The 22,602-nt window shown below is 42.4% G+C and carries 15 protein-coding genes; 4 read left to right on the top strand and 11 right to left on the bottom strand.

Annotated elements, in window-relative coordinates:
• The first annotated feature begins 189 nt into the window (after nucleotides 1-189).
• Nucleotides 190-1,191 (top strand): D-alanine--D-alanine ligase, encoded by a 1,002-nt coding sequence (locus CXF83_RS13710; RefSeq protein ID WP_101090991.1) that lies wholly within the window; start codon nucleotides 190-192, stop codon nucleotides 1,189-1,191.
• Nucleotides 1,192-1,681: 490 nt separating this feature from the next.
• Here CXF83_RS13710 and CXF83_RS13715 read toward each other — a convergent pair whose 3' ends face one another.
• From CXF83_RS13715 to CXF83_RS13760, 10 genes are all read right to left on the bottom strand, one after another.
• Nucleotides 1,682-1,810 carry a TIGR02808 family protein gene (locus CXF83_RS13715; RefSeq protein WP_101090992.1) on the bottom strand — a complete coding sequence of 43 codons (129 nt, stop codon included), beginning with the start codon at nucleotides 1,808-1,810 and terminating at the stop codon, nucleotides 1,682-1,684.
• 9 nt (nucleotides 1,811-1,819) lie between these two features.
• On the bottom strand, nucleotides 1,820-2,410 hold the full coding sequence (locus tag CXF83_RS13720) for a NapC/NirT family cytochrome c (RefSeq protein WP_101090993.1): 591 nt from the start codon (nucleotides 2,408-2,410) through the stop codon (nucleotides 1,820-1,822).
• A gap of 20 nt (nucleotides 2,411-2,430) precedes the next feature.
• Nucleotides 2,431-2,904 carry a nitrate reductase cytochrome c-type subunit gene (locus CXF83_RS13725; protein ID WP_101090994.1) on the bottom strand — a complete coding sequence of 158 codons (474 nt, stop codon included), beginning with the start codon at nucleotides 2,902-2,904 and terminating at the stop codon, nucleotides 2,431-2,433.
• A gap of 9 nt (nucleotides 2,905-2,913) precedes the next feature.
• On the bottom strand, nucleotides 2,914-5,403 hold the full coding sequence (gene napA, locus CXF83_RS13730) for a nitrate reductase catalytic subunit NapA (protein ID WP_101090995.1): 2,490 nt from the start codon (nucleotides 5,401-5,403) through the stop codon (nucleotides 2,914-2,916).
• Nucleotides 5,400-5,705 (bottom strand): chaperone NapD, encoded by a 306-nt coding sequence (locus CXF83_RS13735; RefSeq protein ID WP_101090996.1) that lies wholly within the window; start codon nucleotides 5,703-5,705, stop codon nucleotides 5,400-5,402. Before CXF83_RS13735 ends, napA begins: the two co-directional genes overlap by 4 nt.
• A 943-nt stretch (nucleotides 5,706-6,648) precedes the next feature.
• The gene (hrpA, locus tag CXF83_RS13740; protein ID WP_101090997.1) at nucleotides 6,649-10,530 is read right to left on the bottom strand and encodes an ATP-dependent RNA helicase HrpA; all 3,882 of its coding nucleotides are present in this window, start codon (nucleotides 10,528-10,530) and stop codon (nucleotides 6,649-6,651) included.
• 86 nt (nucleotides 10,531-10,616) lie between these two features.
• Nucleotides 10,617-11,033, bottom strand: a complete 417-nt coding sequence (locus CXF83_RS13745) for a CBS domain-containing protein (RefSeq protein ID WP_101090998.1) — start codon at nucleotides 11,031-11,033, stop codon at nucleotides 10,617-10,619.
• A gap of 227 nt (nucleotides 11,034-11,260) precedes the next feature.
• A complete protein-coding gene (locus CXF83_RS13750; protein WP_101090999.1) occupies nucleotides 11,261-12,256 on the bottom strand; it encodes a Solitary outer membrane autotransporter beta-barrel domain in 996 nt (331 codons plus the stop codon).
• Between the two features lie 156 nt (nucleotides 12,257-12,412).
• Complete coding sequence (locus tag CXF83_RS13755) at nucleotides 12,413-12,712, bottom strand: hypothetical protein (RefSeq protein ID WP_101091000.1); 300 nt, start codon at nucleotides 12,710-12,712, stop codon at nucleotides 12,413-12,415.
• Between the two features lie 109 nt (nucleotides 12,713-12,821).
• A complete protein-coding gene (locus CXF83_RS13760; protein WP_101091001.1) occupies nucleotides 12,822-13,880 on the bottom strand; it encodes an isoaspartyl peptidase/L-asparaginase family protein in 1,059 nt (352 codons plus the stop codon).
• 139 nt (nucleotides 13,881-14,019) lie between these two features.
• Here CXF83_RS13760 and CXF83_RS13765 point away from each other — a divergent pair, with 139 nt between their 5' ends.
• Together CXF83_RS13765 and CXF83_RS13770 are read left to right on the top strand one after the other, a co-directional pair.
• Nucleotides 14,020-15,864, top strand: a complete 1,845-nt coding sequence (locus CXF83_RS13765; RefSeq protein WP_101091002.1) for an autotransporter assembly complex protein TamA — start codon at nucleotides 14,020-14,022, stop codon at nucleotides 15,862-15,864.
• Nucleotides 15,861-19,886: a translocation/assembly module TamB domain-containing protein gene (locus CXF83_RS13770; RefSeq protein ID WP_101091003.1), complete on the top strand. Its 4,026-nt coding sequence runs from the start codon at nucleotides 15,861-15,863 to the stop codon at nucleotides 19,884-19,886. Before CXF83_RS13765 ends, CXF83_RS13770 begins: the two co-directional genes overlap by 4 nt.
• Before the next feature lie 84 nt (nucleotides 19,887-19,970).
• Here the strand turns inward: CXF83_RS13770 and fadR are convergent, their stop codons facing one another.
• Nucleotides 19,971-20,690, bottom strand: a complete 720-nt coding sequence (gene fadR / locus CXF83_RS13775; protein ID WP_101091004.1) for a fatty acid metabolism transcriptional regulator FadR — start codon at nucleotides 20,688-20,690, stop codon at nucleotides 19,971-19,973.
• A 303-nt stretch (nucleotides 20,691-20,993) separates the two neighbouring features.
• On the opposite strand from fadR, the gene nhaB reads away from it, so the two are divergent.
• On the top strand, nucleotides 20,994-22,580 hold the full coding sequence (gene nhaB / locus CXF83_RS13780; protein WP_101091005.1) for a sodium/proton antiporter NhaB: 1,587 nt from the start codon (nucleotides 20,994-20,996) through the stop codon (nucleotides 22,578-22,580).
• The last annotated feature ends 22 nt before the right edge of the window (nucleotides 22,581-22,602 follow it).

Raw genomic sequence — 22,602 nt, forward strand, 5'->3', positions numbered from 1 at the left:
TGTTTAGCCATCTTACAGGGCGCTTTTAGCCGAGGAATTTTGAAGTGGCTTGGATATAATACTGAGCCCCTAAGTAACCTTGAATACAAAAGCAGCAAATGGCAACAAAATCACCGCTAACAGTTGCATTAGCGAATGATTCCGCCATAGTAAGTCTGCAAATTTTATCGAGTAACAAGTGGGGATTAAATGCTTACAACGAATGTTTTACTGCTATGTGGTGGCGGTGGTGATGAACATGCTATTTCACTATTATCTGCCAACTATTTTGAATCTTCGTTAGCAACATTGCCTCATTTTAATGTGCTTCGTGTTGAGCTAGATGCAAACGGTCATTATCGTACTTCAGCAGGCGAAAACTGTGAGCTCAATAACCGTCGACAGATCCGTTTTGAAAATGAGCAAAAAGCCCCTTGGCATGTCGATTATGCTATTCCTTGTATTCATGGCTTTCCAGGAGAAACCGGTGACATTCAATCATACTTTGAATTAATCAACCTTCCCTACTTTGGCTGTAAAGCTGAAGCGAGCCGCAACTGTTTTAATAAGATCACTGCTAAGATGTGGTTTAGTGCGTTAAATATCCCCAATACACCTTACTTGTTTTTAAGCGAGCTATCGGAATTAACAGTAGCTCAAGCCACAGAAGCACTAAAACAATGGGGCAGTATATTTGTTAAAGCTGCATCACAGGGATCATCTGTAGGTTGTTACCGTGTTGATGATATCGACGATGTAGAATCGACATTAGCGCAAGCCTTTCACTTCTCAGACTATGTGGTTGTAGAAAAAACCATTAACGCTAGAGAGCTAGAAGTCGCAGTATATGAAATTGACGGGAACGTCGTTGCAACCGTGCCGGGTGAAGTGATCTGTTCGAATAATAGTTTCTATACCTTCGATGAAAAATATGCAGCTAACAGCCAAGCTCAAACTCACATCGTCGCAGATATTCCAAGCGACATTAGCGATTTGATCCGTAAATATGCCATCAGTGCCTTCAAGGGCATGAAGCTTAGACATTTATCTCGAATAGATTTTTTCTTAACTGATGAGGGTGAAATACTATTAAATGAGATCAACACCTTCCCAGGCCTAACGCCCATTTCTATGTTTCCCAAGATGCTGCAAAATCACGGACATAGCTTCCCTGCTTTTCTGTCGAGCAACATTGGGGTCATTAACTCATAGATTCTAGGGGCTGTTGTACTTGAGCAGAACAATTGCATTAAGTATTTGAACCATACAGAGCGTCTCAGACGTTTAAAGCAAATGGCAAAGCCCTTTAAGCTTGGTTGTGAGCTTTGGATATACGACTAAATGGTCTATTTTGTTCCATACAAAATAGGCCATTGCCTTCCTTCATGGAGGTCAAGTGCAGGAGGTACGAGTCCACAGATGGACGAAGGTAGAATAATGCAGGGGCAATTATCGAGAGTCATGCATGGAGCAATTGCCGAGGATGCCAGAGCCGAGAACAACGATTAGCTTCAATCCCCCATCTTGCCTACAGGGCTTTGAATTCCCGTTGAATGGTCAAACTTTTAATGCAACAGCTATAACACATTCTTTGCTATACAATTTCTGCTATAAAAAAGCCTGACTTAATCTAGTCAGGCTTTTTTAATTTTTGCTTAGGTCAGCACAGAAATATCTGACCTTCGCATCCTATTATTATGGTTTACTTGTCAGCAGTTTTGGACAAAATCCAAATAGAAGCAACAGCAACGACAGAAAAACCACCTATTATAATGACCGGCATGGCGCTGTAGCCGAGGACATGCCATATAACATTCTCTAATGTACTCATAATGGCTCCTTATTGCCAACCTTCAACTTTGTGCATATCTGGTAGATTATGGGCGATACCTTTATGACAATCCACACAGGTGTTCTCGCCACTGGCAAGTGCAGTAGAGTGCTGCCTTGCACTGCGAGGACTTTGCTCAGAGAAATCCATAAATTCAAAGTTATGACAGTTACGACACTCTAAAGAGTCGTTCTTCTTCATTCTTGCCCACTCTCTTTCGGCTAAATGAGCTCGACGCTCTTTGAACTTCTCAGGTGTGTTAATGGTTTCAGTGACAAAATAAGCAAACAGCTCTTTAGAAGCCTGAACCTTACGTACTATTTTATCCGTCCACGCATGGGGTACGTGACAATCTGAACAGATAGCACGCACACCAGAGCGGTTAGCGTAGTGAATAGTTTCTTTAATTTCTGCCACAATTGGCGCATGACATCCAGAACAAAACTCTTCAGTGTTTGTCGCTTCCATACCCGTGTTAAATGCACCCCAGAACATGAGTCCACCAGCAAAGCCCATAAATAGAACGATACCTACAGCAGCTTTACTAGGCCGCCTCAATATGCCCCAGAAGCCTTTTAAGGCGTTAATAATCCATTTCATATTATTACCTGCCTATTTTGTTATTGCAGTGATTTAACACGTTCGAAGGAGTTACCCACTAACGGTTTCGCATCTGCTTGTGTCACGTGGCACTGCAAGCAAAAATATCGTCTAGGAGAAACATCAGCTAATACTTCATCGTTTCGATTGACAAAATGAGTCACACTGATTTTAGTGGCTCCCATCTGCTTGGCTTTTGTCCAGCTATGGCATGACAAACACTTGTTAGCATTCAATGAGATTTCATAGTGTCGAATGTGATGTGGGATCAATGGAGGCTGAAACACATAACTGCTTTCAATATCCACCTGATCTCGCGGCACTTTCTTCATAGGATCAGCGGGTCTTGTGGTTTCTAACTCAGTATCGCCGCGTAGCGATTCAACGCCACCGATCCCTCTGTCCAGACCGACACCCTGTTCCTCACTAAAAGCAAAACCACTGATCAGAGTTAAGGTAATACTCAATGTTAATAAAATTGATTTTTTCATCATAACCCTGCCTTATACTATTTTCGTGATTTTAACAGGACACTTTTTATAGTCTGTCTGTTTTGATAGTGGATCGGTTGCATCTAAAATCAGTTTATTAATTAAGATACGAGCATCGAAGAATGGGACAAATACCAAGCCTTTTGGTGGACGGTTACGTCCGCGAGTCTCGACACGTACGCGAATATCACCACGTTTGTTACTCATTAGCACTTCATCACCACGACGTACACCATGAGACTTTGCATCATCTGGATGCATGTAACAAAGCCCATCTGGGACGGCCTTATAAAGTTCAGGTACACGACGTGTCATAGTTCCTGTATGCCAATGCTCTAGTACACGACCAGTACACAGCCACAGGTTATACTCCTCATCTGGAGACTCTGGTGGTGCCTCGTAAGGTGCCGATATGATCCATGCTTTACCGTCTGGCTTACCATAGAACTCAAAACCTTTACCCTTGCCTACATAAGGGTCTGACCCCTCTCTAAAGCGCCACTTGGTCTCTTTACCGTCCACAACAGGCCAACGCAGACCGCGCTCTTGATGGTAGCGATCGTACGGTGCTAAATCGTGACCATGGCCACGTCCGAAGCTTGCATACTCTTCAAATAGGCCTTTCTGGATGTAGTAACCTTGGTCTTGTGCATCATCATTAAGCTCCTGCGCTTCTGATAATGGATATTTATTCACTTGGCCATTTTCAAATAGCACTTCATACATGTTTTTACCACGTACTTCTGGCATCTGGGCGATTAGCTCTTCGCTCCACACTTCTTCAATTTTGAAGCGTTTTGAAAACTCCAGTAGCTGCCATAGGTCAGACTTAGAGTCACCCGGCGCTTTCACTTGTTGATACCAAACCTGAGTACGACGCTCAGCATTACCATAAGCACCCTCTTTTTCTACCCACATAGACGTCGGTAAAATAAGGTCAGCAGCTTGCGCTGTCGCCGTTGGGTATGGGTCTGAACAAACAATAAAGTTTTCTGGATTACGGTAGCCTGGTAAGCGCTCTTGATTGATGTTTGGACCAGCCTGCATGTTGTTGTTACACATGGTCCAATACGCATTAAGCACACCGTCATTCAATTTACGATCTTGCTGTACTGCATGGAAACCCGGCTTCGGTGGAATAGTGCCTTGAGGAATTTTCCATAAATGCTCAGCACGTTTACGGTGCTCAGGGTTCGCTACGACCATGTCTGCAGGTAAACGATGGGAGAAAGTACCGACTTCACGCGCTGTACCACACGCTGACGGTTGACCCGTTAGTGAGAATGGCCCATTACCTGGAGTGGATATTTTACCCACTAATAGATGGATGTTATAGACCAGCGAGTTCATCCAAACACCACGAGTATGTTGGTTCATACCCATAGTCCAAAGAGACATCACCTTAATCTTAGGGTCGGCAAACTGCTTAGCAAGCGTAACCAGTTGTTCTTCATTTAGGCCCGTCATCTCAACCGCTTTTTCAAGCGTATATGGTGCTACCGACTTTTTGTACTCTTCAAAATCAATTGAGTACATCTTACCGACATTCGGGTTAGCAGCTGCTTGCTGTAGAGGATGCTCATCCCTTAAACCATAACCAATATCTGTGGTTGCTTGCTTGAAATGGGTATGCTTACTTACAAAATCCCAATTTACAGCATCATTTTCAATGATGTAATTAGCAATAAAGTTTGCAATAACAAGGTCGGTTTGTGGCTTAAAAATGTAACCTTTATCAGCGAGTTCGAACGAACGGTGATAATAGGTAGATAATACATTCACTTTAACATGTGGAAAGCTCAAGCGACGGTCAGTGATGCGGCTCCATAAAATGGGGTGCATCTCTGCCATATTAGAACCCCAAAGCACAAACGCATCTGCTTCTTCGAAGTCATCATAACAACCCATTGGCTCATCAATACCAAAGCTTCGCATAAAGCCACCAACAGCAGAGGCCATACAGTGACGTGCATTAGGGTCGATATTATTAGAACGGAAACCTGCTTTCATCATTTTTGAAGCAGCATATCCTTCCATAACGGTCCACTGACCAGAACCGAACATACCCACACTGGTTGGGCCCTTTGCTTTTAACGCAGACTTCCATTTCTCAGCCATGATATCAAAGGCTTGATCCCAGCTAACAGGTGCGAAGTCGCCGTCTTTATCAAATTTACCATCGGTTTGGCGCAGTAATGGCTGAGTTAAACGATCTGAACCGTACATGATTTTTGATAAGAAGTAGCCTTTAATACAGTTAAGGCCTTTATTGACTGGTGATTCTGGATCGCCCTGAGTCGCGACGACTTTACCTTCCTGAGTACCAACAAGCACTGAACAACCAGTGCCACAGAAGCGACATGGGGCTTTGTCCCAATGGATCTTTGACTCGTCACTTGTTGCGATTAAATTTGTTGCTGTGGCTGGAAGAGTAATACCTGCAAGCGCAGCAGCTGACGCTGCTGCATTGGCTTTGATAAACTCACGTCTAGTCATTTTCATACTTGTTCCTCGCTAACACACTCTTTATTATAAGGGGGTAAATTGGTGGAGTCGGGATCACTATCTATTTGGTGATAGACCATGGTTGCGCCAAGCACACCGGGCATATTATTAATTTTTTCAATGATGTCGCTAATAAAACCTTCTTTTTGTGTTTCTAACACTACGACGATTTTACCAACGTCATTAACACCATAAATTTCGGCTTCTTCAAAATCTTCTATCAGCTTTTTCGTTGTATTTAAGTGCTCAGGGCTAACTTGTACAAGTAAGCTTGAGATATGTACCTCAGGTAACGACATGGGTGCGTTCCTTATCTATCTGAGTAATAAAGCTGAAATGATATTATCTGGTTAACTTCATTAAGCTAACCCTCATCCATTACAGTCGTGTCTTGCTATTGTTTCTTCGTCATGTTGTCTATTTAAAAAATACATCGGTATTGGACACTACTCGCTAACTATGCACTGAATGTTATTTTGTATTTATGCTTTCCCAGCGATCATTAGCAATGGTTGGTAGGTTGCTGCAATAAAATTTTGTGCGGTTAAATACCAATAACGAACGACTTAAACAACGATAATCAAAAACAGAATGACAGTCTTATTTGAGCGTGAATTAACACGCATTTAACTTAGTGCAGATAATAACAGCTCTCCATATAGTTGTTACATACCTACTATTGGTAAAGCCAACCGCAGGTTGATCTAGATCATCCTTTTTTCATGAAAAACTACTAGATCACCCTTCCTAATCAACTGGGTAGATTAAGATTTAAGTAAAATAGCCCTTAAGCTATTAAGGACACTCTAAACAATGGGTTATGGGTGGATAAATATCAATCAGTAAATGCTATTTTTTAAACAAAATATACACAAAGAGGTACTACATATTTTCGACGGGGTAGCATTTAAAATTTAAAAAGTATCGCTTATGTCTCGAGTTTGTAAAAAACAATACATAACTCTTCCCTGCCCAACCAATTTTAATCGCATTATTATCTGCTAGATGATGAGGTATACACTGTATTTATTTTACACAAAGTATATAACCTCATCGTAAATTAGCATCATTAATTGGTTAGGTTATCGCTAGTCAATACAGTACATAACAAAAAATGGATCAAACTAGTAATGAGTAGTGAGAAAAAGAGAGGCTGTACGTTAAATTACTTTCTAACTGATAGACACAAAAACGCACGGCATAAGCCGTGCGTTTTTATCATTACGCTGATAATGACTAGGATTAAACTTGTGAGATTTGGTTCAAAATACGTTTTTCAGATATTGGATATGCGGTGCCCAATGTCTGCGCAAAACAAGACACTCGATACTCTTCTATCATCCAACGAGCTTCTACCAGCACATCAGGAACTGGCATCGACTTAGGCAATTTGACCAGCTGTCCTTTTAGCAGTTCCTGCACTTTATTGATGCTGTGCATGTGTAAACGGTCGCGGTTCGGGTCAACCGGTAGTTTCTCTAGTCGATTTTCAATGCCTTTCAAATATCGAATGATATCACTCAGTCGATTCCATCCACACTGTTGCACAAAACCTTTAAAAACTAATTGCTCAAGTTGGCTTTGAATATCACTCATCGCAAATGCCATATCCAAGCTGATTTTGCCTTTCAGGCGTTTCTTGATACGATTATAAATGGTCAATACTTCTTCAACTTTAAGCGCTAACTTTTCAGCCGTTGGATTCAATTCTTGCCTGACTAAGTCCCTAGCTTTTTCAAATTGGGATTCAGAACGAATGTCGAATCCTTCTTCATCGATAAGCTGTTGTACTGCCGCGGATAAAATATCATCAATAAGGATCTGCACCTGACCAAATGGGTTGAAGTACATCGCCAATTTAGCTTTATTGGGCAAGGATTTTTGTAAGTGCTTTACCGGTGATGGAATATTGATCAGCAGCAAGCGTTGCAAGCCTATTCGATGCTGTTTCTGTGCTTCAAATTCATCATCAAATAGTTTGATCGAAACGCTAGTTTTATCGTCCACCAGCGCAGGAAACGCTTTAACTTCAAAGTTGCCTTTTTTCTGTTCAAACAGTTTAGGCAAATCACCAAACGTCCAGCTCTCTAGCCCCTTTTGCTCAATCCCCGAGTCAGCGACTTCACGAATAGCTTGAACGACTTGTCCTTGCATACTCGCTTTCAAGGGCTCCAAAATACGCCCTTGGGTTAATAGCTTTCCTTTATCACCTTCAACTTGAAAGTTGACCAATAAATGCTGTGCTAACTGAGTATCATCAAAATCCTCTGGAGAAACCCGCACGCCGCTCATTCTTAGCAACTGTTTACACATGGCATCAATAAGAGGTAATTCAAATGGCGTAATAGCTTGTATGCACGCTTTTGCGTAATCAGGTGCTGGAACAAAGTTTCTACGCAGTGTTTTAGGCAAAGACTTAATCAGCGCGATGCATTTCTCTTCGCGAAGTCCTGGTACTATCCAATCAAAATCGATGTCATCGACCTGATTAATCAATGCCACAGGAATATGCACAGAGACGCCATCATCAGCCGCCGATGGCTCAAAATGGTAACTGACATTAAGGGTTAAATTCCCTTTATGCCATTTATCTGGGAAGTCCAGCATTGATACGTGATCGCTACTGCGCTGCATTAACGCTTCGCGTTCAAAATCAAGTAGATCGGGATTTTGTTGCTTGGCTTTTTTCCACCACTTTATAAATGTCGGCTCGTTATAAATATCAGCCGGAATTTTAGGCTCGTAGAAATGAAATAACGCTTGCTCATCGACTAAAATATCGCGACGACGTGATTTGTGTTCAAGCGATTCAATGTCTAGTAATAACTTTTGGTTACTGACAAAAAAGGCTTCGTTGGTTCTTAGCTCACCTTCAGCAAGTGCTGAACGAATAAAGATATCACGGGCTTCGACCGGCTCAATGGGTCCATATTGAACTTTACGGCGATTCACAATTTGTAAGCCATAAAGTACTTGGTTTTCTAGTGCAACAACAGAGCCCTGTTTAGCTTCAAAGTGGGGCTCGATGTAGCTTTTTTTCACTAAATGTTCTGCAAGCGGTTCTATCCATTCAGGCTGGATCTTAGCGCAGCAACGAGCGAATAAGCGTGATGTTTCAGTTAGCTCTGCTGCCATCAGCCATTTAGGGCCTTTTTTGGCCAGAGGAGAGCCAGGAAACACAAAGAACTTACTGTTTCGAGCACCCAGGTATTCTCTATCTTTATCTTTAAAACCAATGTGGCTTAATAAACCGGTTAACAAAGACTTGTGTAGCAGTTCATAATTGATTTCAGCGCTGGTGTCATTGAGCTTCCACTTAAGCTCATGGGTCGCTTGCCTCAACTGTGCATAGAGGTCTTGCCACTCCCGCACACGCAAGTAGGCTAAAAACTCCCCCTTACACTGCTTTCTAAATTGGCTACTCGAGAGTTCTCTTTGGCTTTGCTTTAAGAAATCCCATAAGTTTAAAAAAGAAACAAAGTCAGAATCGGGGTCGCTGAAGCGATTATGCGCTTGATCTGCAGCTTGTTTTTTATCCATAGGACGTTCGCGTGGATCTTGAATAGACAAGGCCGAAGCAATCACTAGCGATTCATGTAAACAACCATTTTTCTGTGCCTGGATCACCATCCGCGCAAGACGTGGGTCAACCGGAATATGGGCCAGCTGTCTACCCAATGATGTTAGGGTTAACAGACCTTTCTTCAGACTCACGGCTTGTAGTTCTTCGAGCAGCATAAAGCCGTCACGAATATAGCGTTCATCAGGTGGCTGAATAAAGGGAAAGCCTTCGATATCTCCCAGTCCAATCGCCAACATTTTTAAGATCACTGAGGCCAGATTGGTGCGTAAAATCTCTGGGTCGGTAAACTCGGGGCGAGAGGTAAAGTCTTCCTCACTATAAAGCCGAATACAGATCCCTGGTGCGACGCGGCCACAACGCCCTTGACGTTGGTTGGCACTTGCCTGAGAAATAGGCTCAATCGGTAACCGCTGCACTTTAGTGCGGTAGCTATAACGACTCATTCGCGCTGTACCGGGATCAATCACATACCGTATACCGGGCACGGTCAGCGAAGTCTCAGCCACGTTAGTCGCCAATACTATCCGTCGGCCAACATGGCTCTTAAATACTTTGGTTTGTTCACCATATGACAGCCTAGCATACAAAGGCAGAATTTCTGTATCGCGGTATTGGCGGCGGTTAAGCTGGTCTGCAACATCACGAATTTCGCGCTCGCCATTCATAAAAATAAGAATGTCACCAAGACCTTCATTGATCAGCTCATCGGTCGCGGCAAAAATACCTTCCATGAGGTCAAAATCTTCCGCATTGTCTTTAACCAGAGAGCAATAGCGCGTTTCAACCGGATACGTTCGACCCGATACCTCTATCACGGGCGCACCATTAAAGTGTTGCGAAAAACGCTCAACGTCAATGGTCGCTGAAGTAATAATCACTTTTAGATCAGGACGTTTCTTTAGAACATTTTTAAGGTAACCCAAAATGAAATCGATATTAAGGCTACGCTCATGCGCTTCATCGATAATAATAGTGTCATATTGGTTAAGTAATTTATCTGACGTGAGTTCAGCCAGTAAAATACCGTCCGTCATTAACTTGATGTAGGATTCAGGCTTTATCGCATCGGCAAAGCGGACTTTAAAGCCTACTGCCTCACCTAGTGGTGAATTCATCTCTTCCGCGATACGTGTGGCAACGCTGCGCGCGGCAAGTCGACGTGGCTGCGTATGGCCTATTAAACCACGTGTGCCCAACCCCAGCTCTAAGCAAATTTTTGGCAACTGAGTGGTTTTACCAGAACCGGTTTCACCCGCAATAATGACCACTTGATTACTGGCAATCGCTGTAGCGATTTCATCGCGTTTTTGCGATATTGGTAAATTTTCTGGAAAGGTAATTTGTGGCCGATTAGCAAGACGAAGCTCTACTTTTTTGCGAGAGGCTAACGCGAGCTGCTCAAGAGAATCTAACGTTGCACTCTTCTTTTCAGAATCCGGCTCTTTACGAAGCCTAAACAAGCGACGCCTAATTTGGGCGGCGTCGGCTTCATAACAGTTTTTTAAAAATGCGTTAGATAGGTGATACTGTTGCGAACTCAAGTGCAAATTCCATAGCCAAAATCAAAGAGGTTGATCCTAACAAGGAACGCACTTCAGTGGTATAGCTGACATAAAAATACTTTGTGCTAAGCCGGAGTTAAATAACATTGTTGCATATAGGTATTTATCGCCGCTAAAACATTAGTGCGATTAATGGTACCTATCACTTTTCCATTATCAACCACGGGATAAACCTTAGGCTTGGGACCTAACATTTGTTCTGCTAAAGCTAATACGCTGCTATTAGGCCCTACAGATAACACCTCAGTCCGCATGCAATCCTTAACGATGGCCGTTAAATCACAATGATAACTACTTTTAAGCATTACCGATAAACAGTCTTGCTGAGATAAAAAACCCACCAGTTTGCCGTCAACATCAACAACGGGCGCACCTAACTTTTTGTTCGCTAGTAATTTTTCTACCGCGGTTGCTATCGACATCGATGGTGTCAGCATTACCGGTTGGCGATCCATATGTTCTTTTACATTGATTGAATCCATTGCATTCCCCTATTCATTTGTTTCTAATTTAGTTTAGCTAATATTTAGCAATTAGGGAGTGGATTAAACCGATAGCGGTAACCGTAAAAGTCGATATGGTTAAATTTGCCGTTTTGCATTAGAACGCTAGCAATCAAAGAGGGGGCTTGTACAAAATTGAACAATGGGGAGAGTCACTTATACCCGTTTGACTTGTAAAAATGGCCACTGCGTTTATATCGGTTAGACTAAATATCTTCGTTAAATAACAATAATATACTGCCGCCACTTAACACACTGCCGATGTTAACCGTAACGCCTAAACCCACATTATCAACCCATGATGACAACCAAGGTGTATCAAGTACCCAGCCGGCACCCACTTCATAAAAATGATCCGTTCCTAAAGGGTCAACGGCATCACCGGATAGATCGATACGCTTGAACATGAATCGCAGTTCATTGCCGTTATCAAACAATTGCGGAAGATCATAATGAAAAATCAGTGCATTGCTAAAGCGACCCACTTTTGAAGACACTTCTTGTGATGCTGTATCTGTCAATAAAGTACGGCCAATAGCAAAACGGTAACGGCTGGTAAATTGCCATTGATGACCAAAAACAAAGTTGTCATAGCGAAACTCAATTGAGGGATCAATCATCAAAGCGCCATAAGAAGTATTCAGTAAGCCGTTATCAAGTAAAGATTCAAATTGTTCTAATACGCTTCGGTACAGGAATTGATTCTCATACCAAATCGCTTGTGCTCCAATCCCTATTTGGGTTTTCCAATGATCAGTTAACTCGTATTGCCAACGCTGTTCAGCTTGAAATAGATAACTTTTCTCCGACAGCTGATCGATGTCATTCAATGGCTGAGAAAAATCTACCGTCTGATTTGAACCAATATAAGATAACTTGAAGTAAGTCGATGTTTGCCAATGAGGAGAAGCTTGTGTCACATCACCGTTCCACGGCAAAGAATATGTTTTAAGCTCGCGCCGTCGCTGAAGAGAACTTTGTGAACCCGTGTCTAAGTCACCAAAATCAGCGAACGAACTAGGATCAAAATTAACGACGCCTAACGTAATCAAGCTTGCATCTGTTAACACTATCGAAGTCGCAATGTTTTCTCGAGTCACTCGACTGACCATATCATCTAAAGAGTCTATGGATGGCTCCGCACTGTTAACGCAAGCGCTATACAGTATGGCCAGACAGCAAACGACAATTAATAAGCGCATATTAGAAAAATGACAGTGTTAAGATTGGAATGATAAAGGGAGTATAGCAGTGTTAAATACCGGCTTTATAACATCCCGCATGACTCATAGCATCTCTTTCTACATTTATCCATCGGGGCCAAGCAACTGACCAATTGCATAAGTTTATCAGTATTGTCATTGCTTTATATTCTGATACCTTGATAGCGCATCGTTACGTACCAGCCCTCTTCTCACATTCTTACACAGTTTGGCAAAACGACTAATATCTCCCAATTGCGGAATGTCACCGTTAGCCATGGCGCTTTCCCAGTAGCACAGCTCACTATCAACCAACTCCAGTAGTTTTTTAGGACAACCAATACAACTACCTTCAGGGCCACAAACAAACGTTGCAGGATCTTTTAAGGGTAACTCAAGTTTGACTTGCTCGATAATGTTCTGCATTGCAGTAATACGATCGGGTTTGGGCGACATAGAACACATCGAATTTAACAATAATAATTATTCATTAGTATATCGCAATATACGTAGGTCGATATGTGTACTAAAGCCCATTAATTTGCTTTAGTACACATTGGGGCCTCTACATATCAGACCAAATCATCACTTGAGCGGGTTCGCCACCTTTGCGGGTAGCGCGGTACATTCCCTCGGTATTAAACGGCGTTGCAATATTACCCCGTTGGTCGATTGCGATGACACCACCACTGCCACCAGCGGTAATGAGACGTTGATTAATCACTTCATCTGCCGCTTGTATTATGGATTTCTTTTGATATTTTACTTTTGCGCATATATCGCCTGCCACGTGGTAACGAATAAAGAACTCACCATGACCCGTTGCAGACACTGCACACACGCCATTTTCGGCGTAAGTGCCGGCACCAATGACTGGCGAGTCACCAATACGACCAAAACGTTTAGCCGTCATTCCACCAGTTGAAGTTCCCGCTGCAAGGTTGCCATGTTGATCTAAAGCGACCGCACCAACGGTACCGAACTTATAATCGAGTTCCATATAGTCGAGTGCACTTTGTTTATAATTGTGACCCGTGCTCGCTTGATACTCTGGATTGGATTCAGCTTTGTTGATTTTCTCTTTAGCATTTTGCAGTTGTTGATAGCGGCTTTCAGTATCAAAGTGATTAGCTGGCACCAATTGGTAACCTTGCGTAAGTGCAAACTCTTCAGCGCCTTGACCCGAGAGCATCACATGAGGTGATTTTTCCATAACTGTTTTTGCTAAATCGATCGGATTTTTAATATGCCTAACCCCCGCAACGGCGCCTGCGTTCATGGTCTTCCCATCCATAATCGACGAGTCCATTTCATGGGCACCATCATAAGTATAAACCGCTCCTAAACCGGCATTGAATAGAGGGCTGTTTTCGAGTACGTTAATTGATACTTGCACTGCATCAAGACTATCACCGCCGTTTGCCAATACTTTATACCCGGCATCGATAGCTTCTTGTAACTTAGCGCGATAAGCCTTTTGTTGTGATTCAGTCAAACTGGCTTTGGAAATTGTGCCGGCGCCGCCATGTATTGCAATAGAAAATGGCTTTTCAGCCGCAAATGAAGTTGAGCTAACAGTGACGAATACCAGTAAACCGGCGGCTAAGATTGGGGAATAATTCATAAACACTATCCAATTATATTTATTTGCTCTCTTTGTAACCATTTTCGACCATAATTACAATCAGCAACTTGCTTGAGTTCACTATTCTAGTGACAATAGGGACATAAAAATAAAGCTAATAATAAGAGCCTGATATCTTTTGATAAGTTTGATTCGAGCAACGACCAAATTGTTATTTTTGATCAGTGTACTACTGACATCTTTTGCCGCTTTCGCAAACGACTGGTTAACGCTCAATATCAAGGGCGTAAAAGGCAGTCTGGAGCGGAACGTAAAAGCTCACCTTGGCGCCTTGCCAGATTCAAATGTGAAAAGACGCGCTTTTATTTTTAACGCAGAAGACAATATCAATGCAGCCATGCATTCGATGGGTTATTACAACAGTAGCGTCAAACAGGAGTTTATAACCCACGAAAACGGCCCTTGGGTACTCAACTATGTCATCACACCAGGCGCACCAACAACGGTGCGTTGGGTTGATATACAAGTTGACGGAGAATTGCGCGACGACATTCTATTCGAACAATGGCTAGCGCAACTATCAATCCGTCCAGGAGATAGGCTTAATCATGGCGTATATGAAGAGTTAAAAGGTCAATTACTGACTTTATCTCTAGCGCGGGGTTACTTTGATGGTAAATTCGTAAAAGCAGAAATTGAAGTTGATCGGGATTATAACAGTGCAAAAATCGCGCTGCATTACGACTCAGGTAAACGATATCATATAGGCCAGGTAACCTTTACTGGGCACACACTGCAGCCACAAATACTGCAAGAGCTTATCCCCTTTGACGTTGATGCTCCCTACAGTACCGGTAACCTCGGACAACTTAATCGGCAACTGCTCGATACCGGCTACTTTTCAAACATTAAGGTATTACCGTTAGTTGAGCAGGTAGAGGGATTATTGGTGCCTATTAGAGTCGACTTAAGTCCAAAACCAGATCACTCTATTGAGCTGGGTTTAGGTGTCGATATTGGTAATACGATTGATAACACTATCGAGCCAAGAGTCCGAGTCACTTGGCGTACGCCGCAGATAAACAGTTATGGTCACTCACAAGAAACAACGGCGGAATGGGCCCCCGACAGACCCAAATTTTTAACCACTTACACTATCCCGCTAACGCACCCACTCGATGACCAACTTAAATTACGTGTTGGTATGCTGCGTGATAAATATGGTGTTACTCAAGTTTATAACACTGATGACCGCAAATTTGAGAATACTGGACAGCTCGAGTCATCTAAAATGACTTTTGCGGTGATCCGTCAACAACGTTTGGGATATCAGTGGATTGTAAACTATTCTGCTGAAATGATGAAAGAGAGTTATACCCAGTCTGGCGTTGATTATGATCCCCGCTTTGTCCTTTTGGGCGCTAACGTGTCTAAAACTTCTCGTGGAGACAATTCACTCGATCCAAAATCTGGATTTTTGCAATATTACAGCCTTGAGTATGCAGATCCGAATTTAGGTTCTGAAGTACGCCTTGCGCGTCTACAAGCAAAGTTTAAATGGATCGAAACATTCTTTGATAAACATCGCATCGTCTCTCGTTTAGATCTTGCCGCGAACCTAACCAACGAAGGTAACTTGGCTGAAATACCGCCATCTTTACGCTATTTTGCGGGTGGTGACCAAAGTATTCGTGGTTACAGCTATAACGAATTAGGCCCGTCTATCGACTCAGTTAATGATAAAGGAGAAGTAATTAGAGAAGTCGTTGGTGGACGTTACTTAATGGTTGGCAGCATTGAATACCAATATTACGTCACCCCAAGTTGGCGAGTTGCCACTTTTGTTGATGCGGGTAATGCGTTTGACATCAACCAGATAGAAGCGATAACGTCGGTTGGTGCTGGCGTGCATTGGATATCACCTATTGGTCCCGTCAAATTTGACGTGGGCGTTGGCTTAAAAGAAACCGATACGATTAGCAGGCCTTGGCGGATCCATATCACCATGGGAGCAGAGCTATGAGTGAACTCAATAATAGTATCTCAAGCTCAGGTGATACAAAAATTGCAAGCTCACCGACACTGCCACCTCAAACGGTATCAACACTGTTATGGCGTTGGTTTAAACGCATTAGCCGGGTAATTGTTTACCTTCCATTAGCACTGCTTATCTTTTTCGCCATCATTATAGGCACCAATTTTGGGACTCATATTGCTGTAAAGGTAGCTGATATGCTGGTGCCCGATCTTAATGTTTCTTATCAATCAGGAAAGATAAACCGACGCTTAATACTGGACATCGGCAATTGGAAAATGCCCGGCGTAAAAGTTGAAACAACCGATCTGATATTGGATTGGAACCCAATGTGTTTAGTCCAAAAGCAGCTTTGCGTTAATGAACTCAGCGCAAGCAAAGTCAATGTTGAGATTGATACAGCTCTTATTGGTGCACCTCCTTCCAGTGATATGACCAACGATACTGCCAATACTGATATCGCACTGGTTGATTTAGCCACTCGTGATGCATTAGTTACTGATGGTGCTCGTCAATCTGTCGAAAATATACTCAATGAGATTACAAAAAACCAAGAGATAATTCTGCCTTTCGGCATCAAATTAGATGTTGGCTCACTGAGCCAAGTGACCGTTAGTGTCAACGATATGGACTTTAATGCCGCCCAACTTGATCTCAGTGCTGAATGGCAAAGCACCGGAATTAGAGCAAGGACTATTTACGCTGAAGGGTTACTGGTATCGATCCCATTTAATAACACAATAAAAGACCATCAAGCAGTCACCACCAAGATTGCGCCGCAGTCTGCCGCTGAGACCACCGCGGCAGCGACTGAAAAAAAGAGCATTGATGCAAAGGATGACACCGAGTGGGCAATGGCACATCTGCCCGAAGTTTTTATGCCCATACCCGTTTATGTTGAAGCGCTAGAAATCAATAATGGCGACTTAATCCTAGGCCCAAGAAAAGATCACTTCAACCGTGTTTACCTCAGTGGCAGCTATCAAACATTTCTGATTAATATATCAGCATTTTCGGCAAGTCATTCTTATGGCACAGTCGATTTAGAAGGGGAAATGTCCCTTTCTAAAGATTATCCAATGGATTTTGAGCTAGATCTAACACTTGATCATGTCACTGAAATCCCCGGGTTACATAACCAGCAACTTCATGCCATCGTAAGCCAAGGGTTTAATCAGCTTAAAAGCGAGATCCAAGGCCAAGGACAGTTTGAATTTGAACTATCGTCAAGCATTGCTCTCACTAAACCTACGATACCTTACTCGATATCATTAACATCGAACAAACTACAATGGCCATTAACTGAACCTGAGTTTATAGCCACTGATATTGACTTAAACACCAAGGGTGACCTTAACCTACAACAGATTGATCTCAAGACTAATTTTAACTCTCATTACCATCCATTGTTAAAGGTTGTTAGTCAGTTTGAGCACAAAGAACAAACATTGGATTTTAGTCAGCTTGAAATAGAAAGCCAGATGGGAAATGTGACGTTAAAAGGCAACTTAAATTATGGTAAAACACTCTCATGGAACTCCCATTTCATGAGCGAAAAATTAGATTTAAGTCAACTCAACTTTGGCTTAAAACAATCCTTGCCTAAGAGTGACATCAATGGTGCCATGACAACAACCGGGCAATTAGTACTAAAAGATGCTCAATGGTCTTTAGGCATAACCGACGCTAGCCTCAACGGAGATGTCGCGGGTTACCCTCTTACGTTAGATGGCGATCTAACCCTAAATAACCATTGGTATTTAAGCTCCGCTGGACTTAACATTCGCGCGCTGCAAAGCTCACTCTATATTAAAGGCGAAGTGGATAAACGTTGGGCATTGACTGGCGAGCTAAAAGTGCCAGATTTAAGTTTATGGCTTCAAGATGCTAGCGGAAAAGTTAATAGTCATATTGATGTGTCGGGCGAATCTGAACATCCAAATATTAATGTCTCCCTTCTCGCTAACAATCTAAAACTGAAGCAGTTGGCACTGGAAACTCTCACGTTAAATGGCCAATACCAACCGGCGGATAATCAAGCATTTTCAGCTAAACTGACCTCTGAAAAATTTAGCTATAATGATATTAATCTAGAGAGTATTAATCTTAATAGCCATGGCGATCTCAACCAGCAATCATTGCAGTTAGAAACCCAAGGGGAAATAGCCCTAAAAACTGACTTTAATAGCCAATACGATGACGAAAAAAATGCCATTACAGCACGCATTAACCAATTATCGGTATCATCAATCCTTGGTGTTATTAATCTCGATAAACCGCTTAATGGCCTTTACGATTTAACCCTCGCAAAGGGTGAGCTCAGCTCGTTTTGTCTATCGCATATCAGTGGACAATTATGTTCACAAGCCCCCATTAAACTTGGGCTAAGCGGTGAAGCCAAAATTGAATATATCGGAGACGTTGGAGTGTTAGTTGAACCTTGGCTACCTAATAGCGTCAACTGGCATGGTCCGGCCAAATTAGCAACGGAGTTTAAATGGTTTGACCAAGGTAAACCTACAGGTTTATTGCAGTTTGAGCTTACCCCGGGAACCCTCGACTTCCAAGCAAAAGCAACCAACAAAAACGAAGTCACTATCAACTATAAGTCTCTTCTTGTTAATAGCCAACTCAACGAGCAACACCTTAAAACCTCTGTTGCATTTGAATCAGATGAGATAGCGAGCCTAAATGCTGATTTATCGATAAACGTAACCCCAGATAGAGCCATCGACGGTGCCCTATCGCTACAACAAATAAACTTGCAAGCATTGGCACAGCTATTACCTCAATTAGAAGTATTAGAAGGGGTCATTTCGAGTAACTTAAGTATCGGGGGCACACTTTACGACCCACAGGCATCAGGTGATATCTCCCTGAAAAAGGGTTCTATATTGGCCACGGCCAACCCAACCCTTGTTGAAGATATTGATTTGAATCTGACTTTTGCGGGTAAAAAAGCGCAAATAGACGGAGAGCTAAAAATGGGCGATGGGCTTGCTTATATTGATGGCCAGCTCAATTGGCTAGATAAGAAAATAAAAGGCAGTTTCAACATAAAAGGGAATAACCTTGCGGTCATTCAACCTCCCCTCGCGATTTTGAGTATTGGCACTGATCTTAATATCAGCTTCACTGATCACTCAGTAGATGTAAAAGGTGACATTAATGTGCCATCTGGCCACATCACTATTGTCCAATTACCCGAAGGTGCCGTGGCCGTTTCAAAAGATGTGGTATTTAAAGACAGCCTCACCACTGAAATGAAAAAAGCCACACCGTTAGCGGTCTCGGCAGAGGTCAATTTAAACATCGGCGATAATCTCAAAGTTGATGGTATGGGACTCGATGGCAAGTTGTTAGGCAAATTAGAGTTAAAGCAGAGTCCTTTTAGACCCCCTCTGCTGTTTGGTGAAATTAAAGTCATCGATGGGACTTATAAATTCATGGGACAAACATTACAAATTAGGGCTGGCGAAATGCAATTCATAGGCCCTATGGATCTACCGAATTTAAATATTGAAGCTGCTCGCGAGATAAAAGAGGAAGATGTAGTGGCAGGGGTTCGCATCACAGGCACACCAATGAAACCCATTGTGAACCTTTTTTCTAATCCAGCCAAAGAGCAGGCAGAAATTTTAAATTACATTATCAGAGGCACAGGACTTAACAGTAGCGACGGAGATCAAAATAGTGGCCTGATGATGGGGGCAGCACTCAGCCTCAGTAATCAAATTGGCGGGGGTGCTATCGGCAATATTGGCAATACCGCCACCGGGATCATCGAGAAAATTGGATTTTCAAATGTTCAACTCGACGCCAATGATGATGGCCGATTTGCGATTAGTGGCTTTATTGGGGAGAACCTAATGGTGAAATATGGAATTGGTGTATTCAATCCGGGTTATGAAATGACAGTGCGGTATTACTTATTATCACAACTCTATCTTGAAACCGTATCCGGTACGATTGAGCAATCTTTAGATATCTATTACAGCTTTGACTTGTAACTTATCACGGCTCACAAAAAAGCCATCATATTTGATGGCTTTTTTTGATTTCAATAATCACATTACATCAACAAGATATATTGATTATGTATTAGAGTGACCAAGCTCTACGGGCATTTTGTCGCGTAAACTCTGCCACATAATGCCACTATTAATGCCGTAGGTTCGCATTAATAGCGCTACATCAGCATGATTTTTATCAATTGCTAACTGTTGCAACTGCTTATAAAAATCCATTGCTAAAGCGCGAGCATCGGCACTAGAAAAATAATAACGACCGACTCTGCTATACAAACCTTTAAATCCATTAAGAATTAATACATACAGCGGATTACCCGACGAAAAAGCCAGCGTATGCTGTAATGCATAATCGAAATCGGCATAAGCCTGTGCAGTATCTTCAAGCTCATCTAGCTTTGATAATGCCTCAGCCGCTTGTTCAGGGTTGTTACGAATGGCTCCGCGGAAGTAAATTCCACTAACACTGCTACGTGCAGACAGCAGTTGGTCAACTAATTCAGGAAACCCATCAGGATCAAGTTCGGCAATCGTCTCAAGAATATTGAGTCCCGACGTTTCCCAATAATTATTCACTCGGGTAGGTTTTCCGTGTTGAATGGTTAACCACCCATCACGTGCTAATCGTTGCAGCACTTCTCTTAGTGTTGTGCGGGTTACACCGATTAACTCTGACAACTCACGTTCAGCTGGCAAGATAGAGCCAGGGGGAAATTTATTGTCCCAAATGGATCGCACAATATATTTCTCTGCAAAACTTGCAGGACCTTTGGCATTAATGATCATCAGCCTACTTTATCCAAATGTTAGTATTATTCTAATACTGATCATACCAGAGCTATCTAAAATGGGAACCTAAACAAGAGTATTAGACAAGCTCGATAAGTCAAAACCTAATAAAACGTTCAAAAAACCTTCGTATAGTGAGTTTTAAAGGATTTTTTTTGATTTAGGTAGCCCTTTAGGTAATCAATGCTTTTTAAGTTGGCCAAAAGGTTTTACCTTTAGCATCGGCAGATTTATTAGTAACAACAAATCTAAGCGTTTCTTGTTATTATCAAACTATAAAAATATAAGAGTGAGGATTCCATGCCTGTGACTATGAGTCAGGCGTTTCTTGATAACTTCTTAGGCAATTCGCCAAAGTGGTTCAAATTCGCAATATTATCGTTTCTAGTGATCAACCCAGTTGTTTTTTATATTAATCCGTTTGTTGCGGGTTGGCTGCTGGTCTTAGAATTTATCTTTACCCTTGCTATGGCGCTTAAATGCTATCCTTTACAACCTGGTGGATTGCTTGCTATCGAAGCCGTGATTATCGGCATGACATCCCCCAGTCAAGTACTGCATGAAATTGAAGCAAATCTAGAAGTATTGCTGTTACTGATATTTATGGTTGCGGGCATTTACTTCATGAAGCAGCTACTGCTGTTTGCCTTTACTAAAATGATTACCAAGGTACGATCTAAAGTCGCCGTGTCCATCATGTTTTGTGTTGCATCTGCTTTTTTATCAGCATTTCTAGACGCACTAACAGTGATCGCAGTCATTATCGCTGTCGCGGTAGGTTTCTATTCGATTTACCACAAAGTGGCATCGGGCAAAAACTTTAATGATAACCATGACCATACTAACGATGGCAAAAACCAGTTGTGTGAAGAGGAGTTAGAAGCCTTTAGAGGCTTTCTACGTAACTTACTTATGCACGCGGGAGTGGGTACTGCATTAGGCGGCGTTTGCACCATGGTGGGCGAACCACAGAACCTCATTATTGCTGCTCAGGCAAATTGGCAGTTCGCTGAATTCGCATTGCGTATGTCTCCTGTTACTGTGCCTGTTTTCATTGCGGGTATTCTGACTTGTTACCTTGTCGAAAAGTTTAAAGTTTTTGATTATGGTAAGCAGTTACCCGATGCAGTGCATAAGATTTTATCTGACTATGCGGCTCACGAAGATACTCATCGTACTAATCACGATAAGATGAAGTTGGTCGTTCAAGCACTTGTAGGTGTTTGGTTAATTTTGGGATTAGCGCTGCACTTGGCATCGGTTGGTTTAATTGGCCTATCAGTTATCATTTTGACCACCGCATTTAATGGTGTGACAAATGAGCACGCTCTCGGAAAAGCATTTGAAGAAGCGTTGCCGTTTACTGCGCTATTAGCCGTTTTCTTTGCCATTGTCGGTGTGATTATCGATCAACATCTTTTCGCACCGGTTATTCAATGGGCGCTAAGTTACGAAGGCAGCACCCAGTTAGTTATTTTCTATATAGCCAACGGTCTGCTTTCAATGGTGAGCGATAACGTGTTTGTCGGCACCGTATATATCAATGAAGTGAAAGCGGCATTGCTTGATGGTCAAATCACGAGAGATCAGTTTGATCTTCTGGCCGTTGCGATTAACACCGGAACTAACCTTCCGTCGGTAGCGACGCCCAATGGTCAGGCCGCATTCCTGTTTCTCCTCACTTCAGCTATCGCTCCTCTCATTCGTCTGTCTTACGGACGTATGGTGTGGATGGCATTACCTTATACGATTGTGTTATCTATCGTGGGTATACTTGCGATACAGTTTGGTGGGTTAGAACAGATGACCCAATATTTCTACGATACTGGAATACTGATCCATCACACAGTTCAAGATGTAGGCAATAGTGCTGTATCAGCACATTGATAATGCAGTAACTGAACTATTT

Origin of the sequence: Shewanella sp. Choline-02u-19 (assembly GCF_002836205.1) — a bacterium.
GTDB lineage: Bacteria > Pseudomonadota > Gammaproteobacteria > Enterobacterales > Shewanellaceae > Shewanella.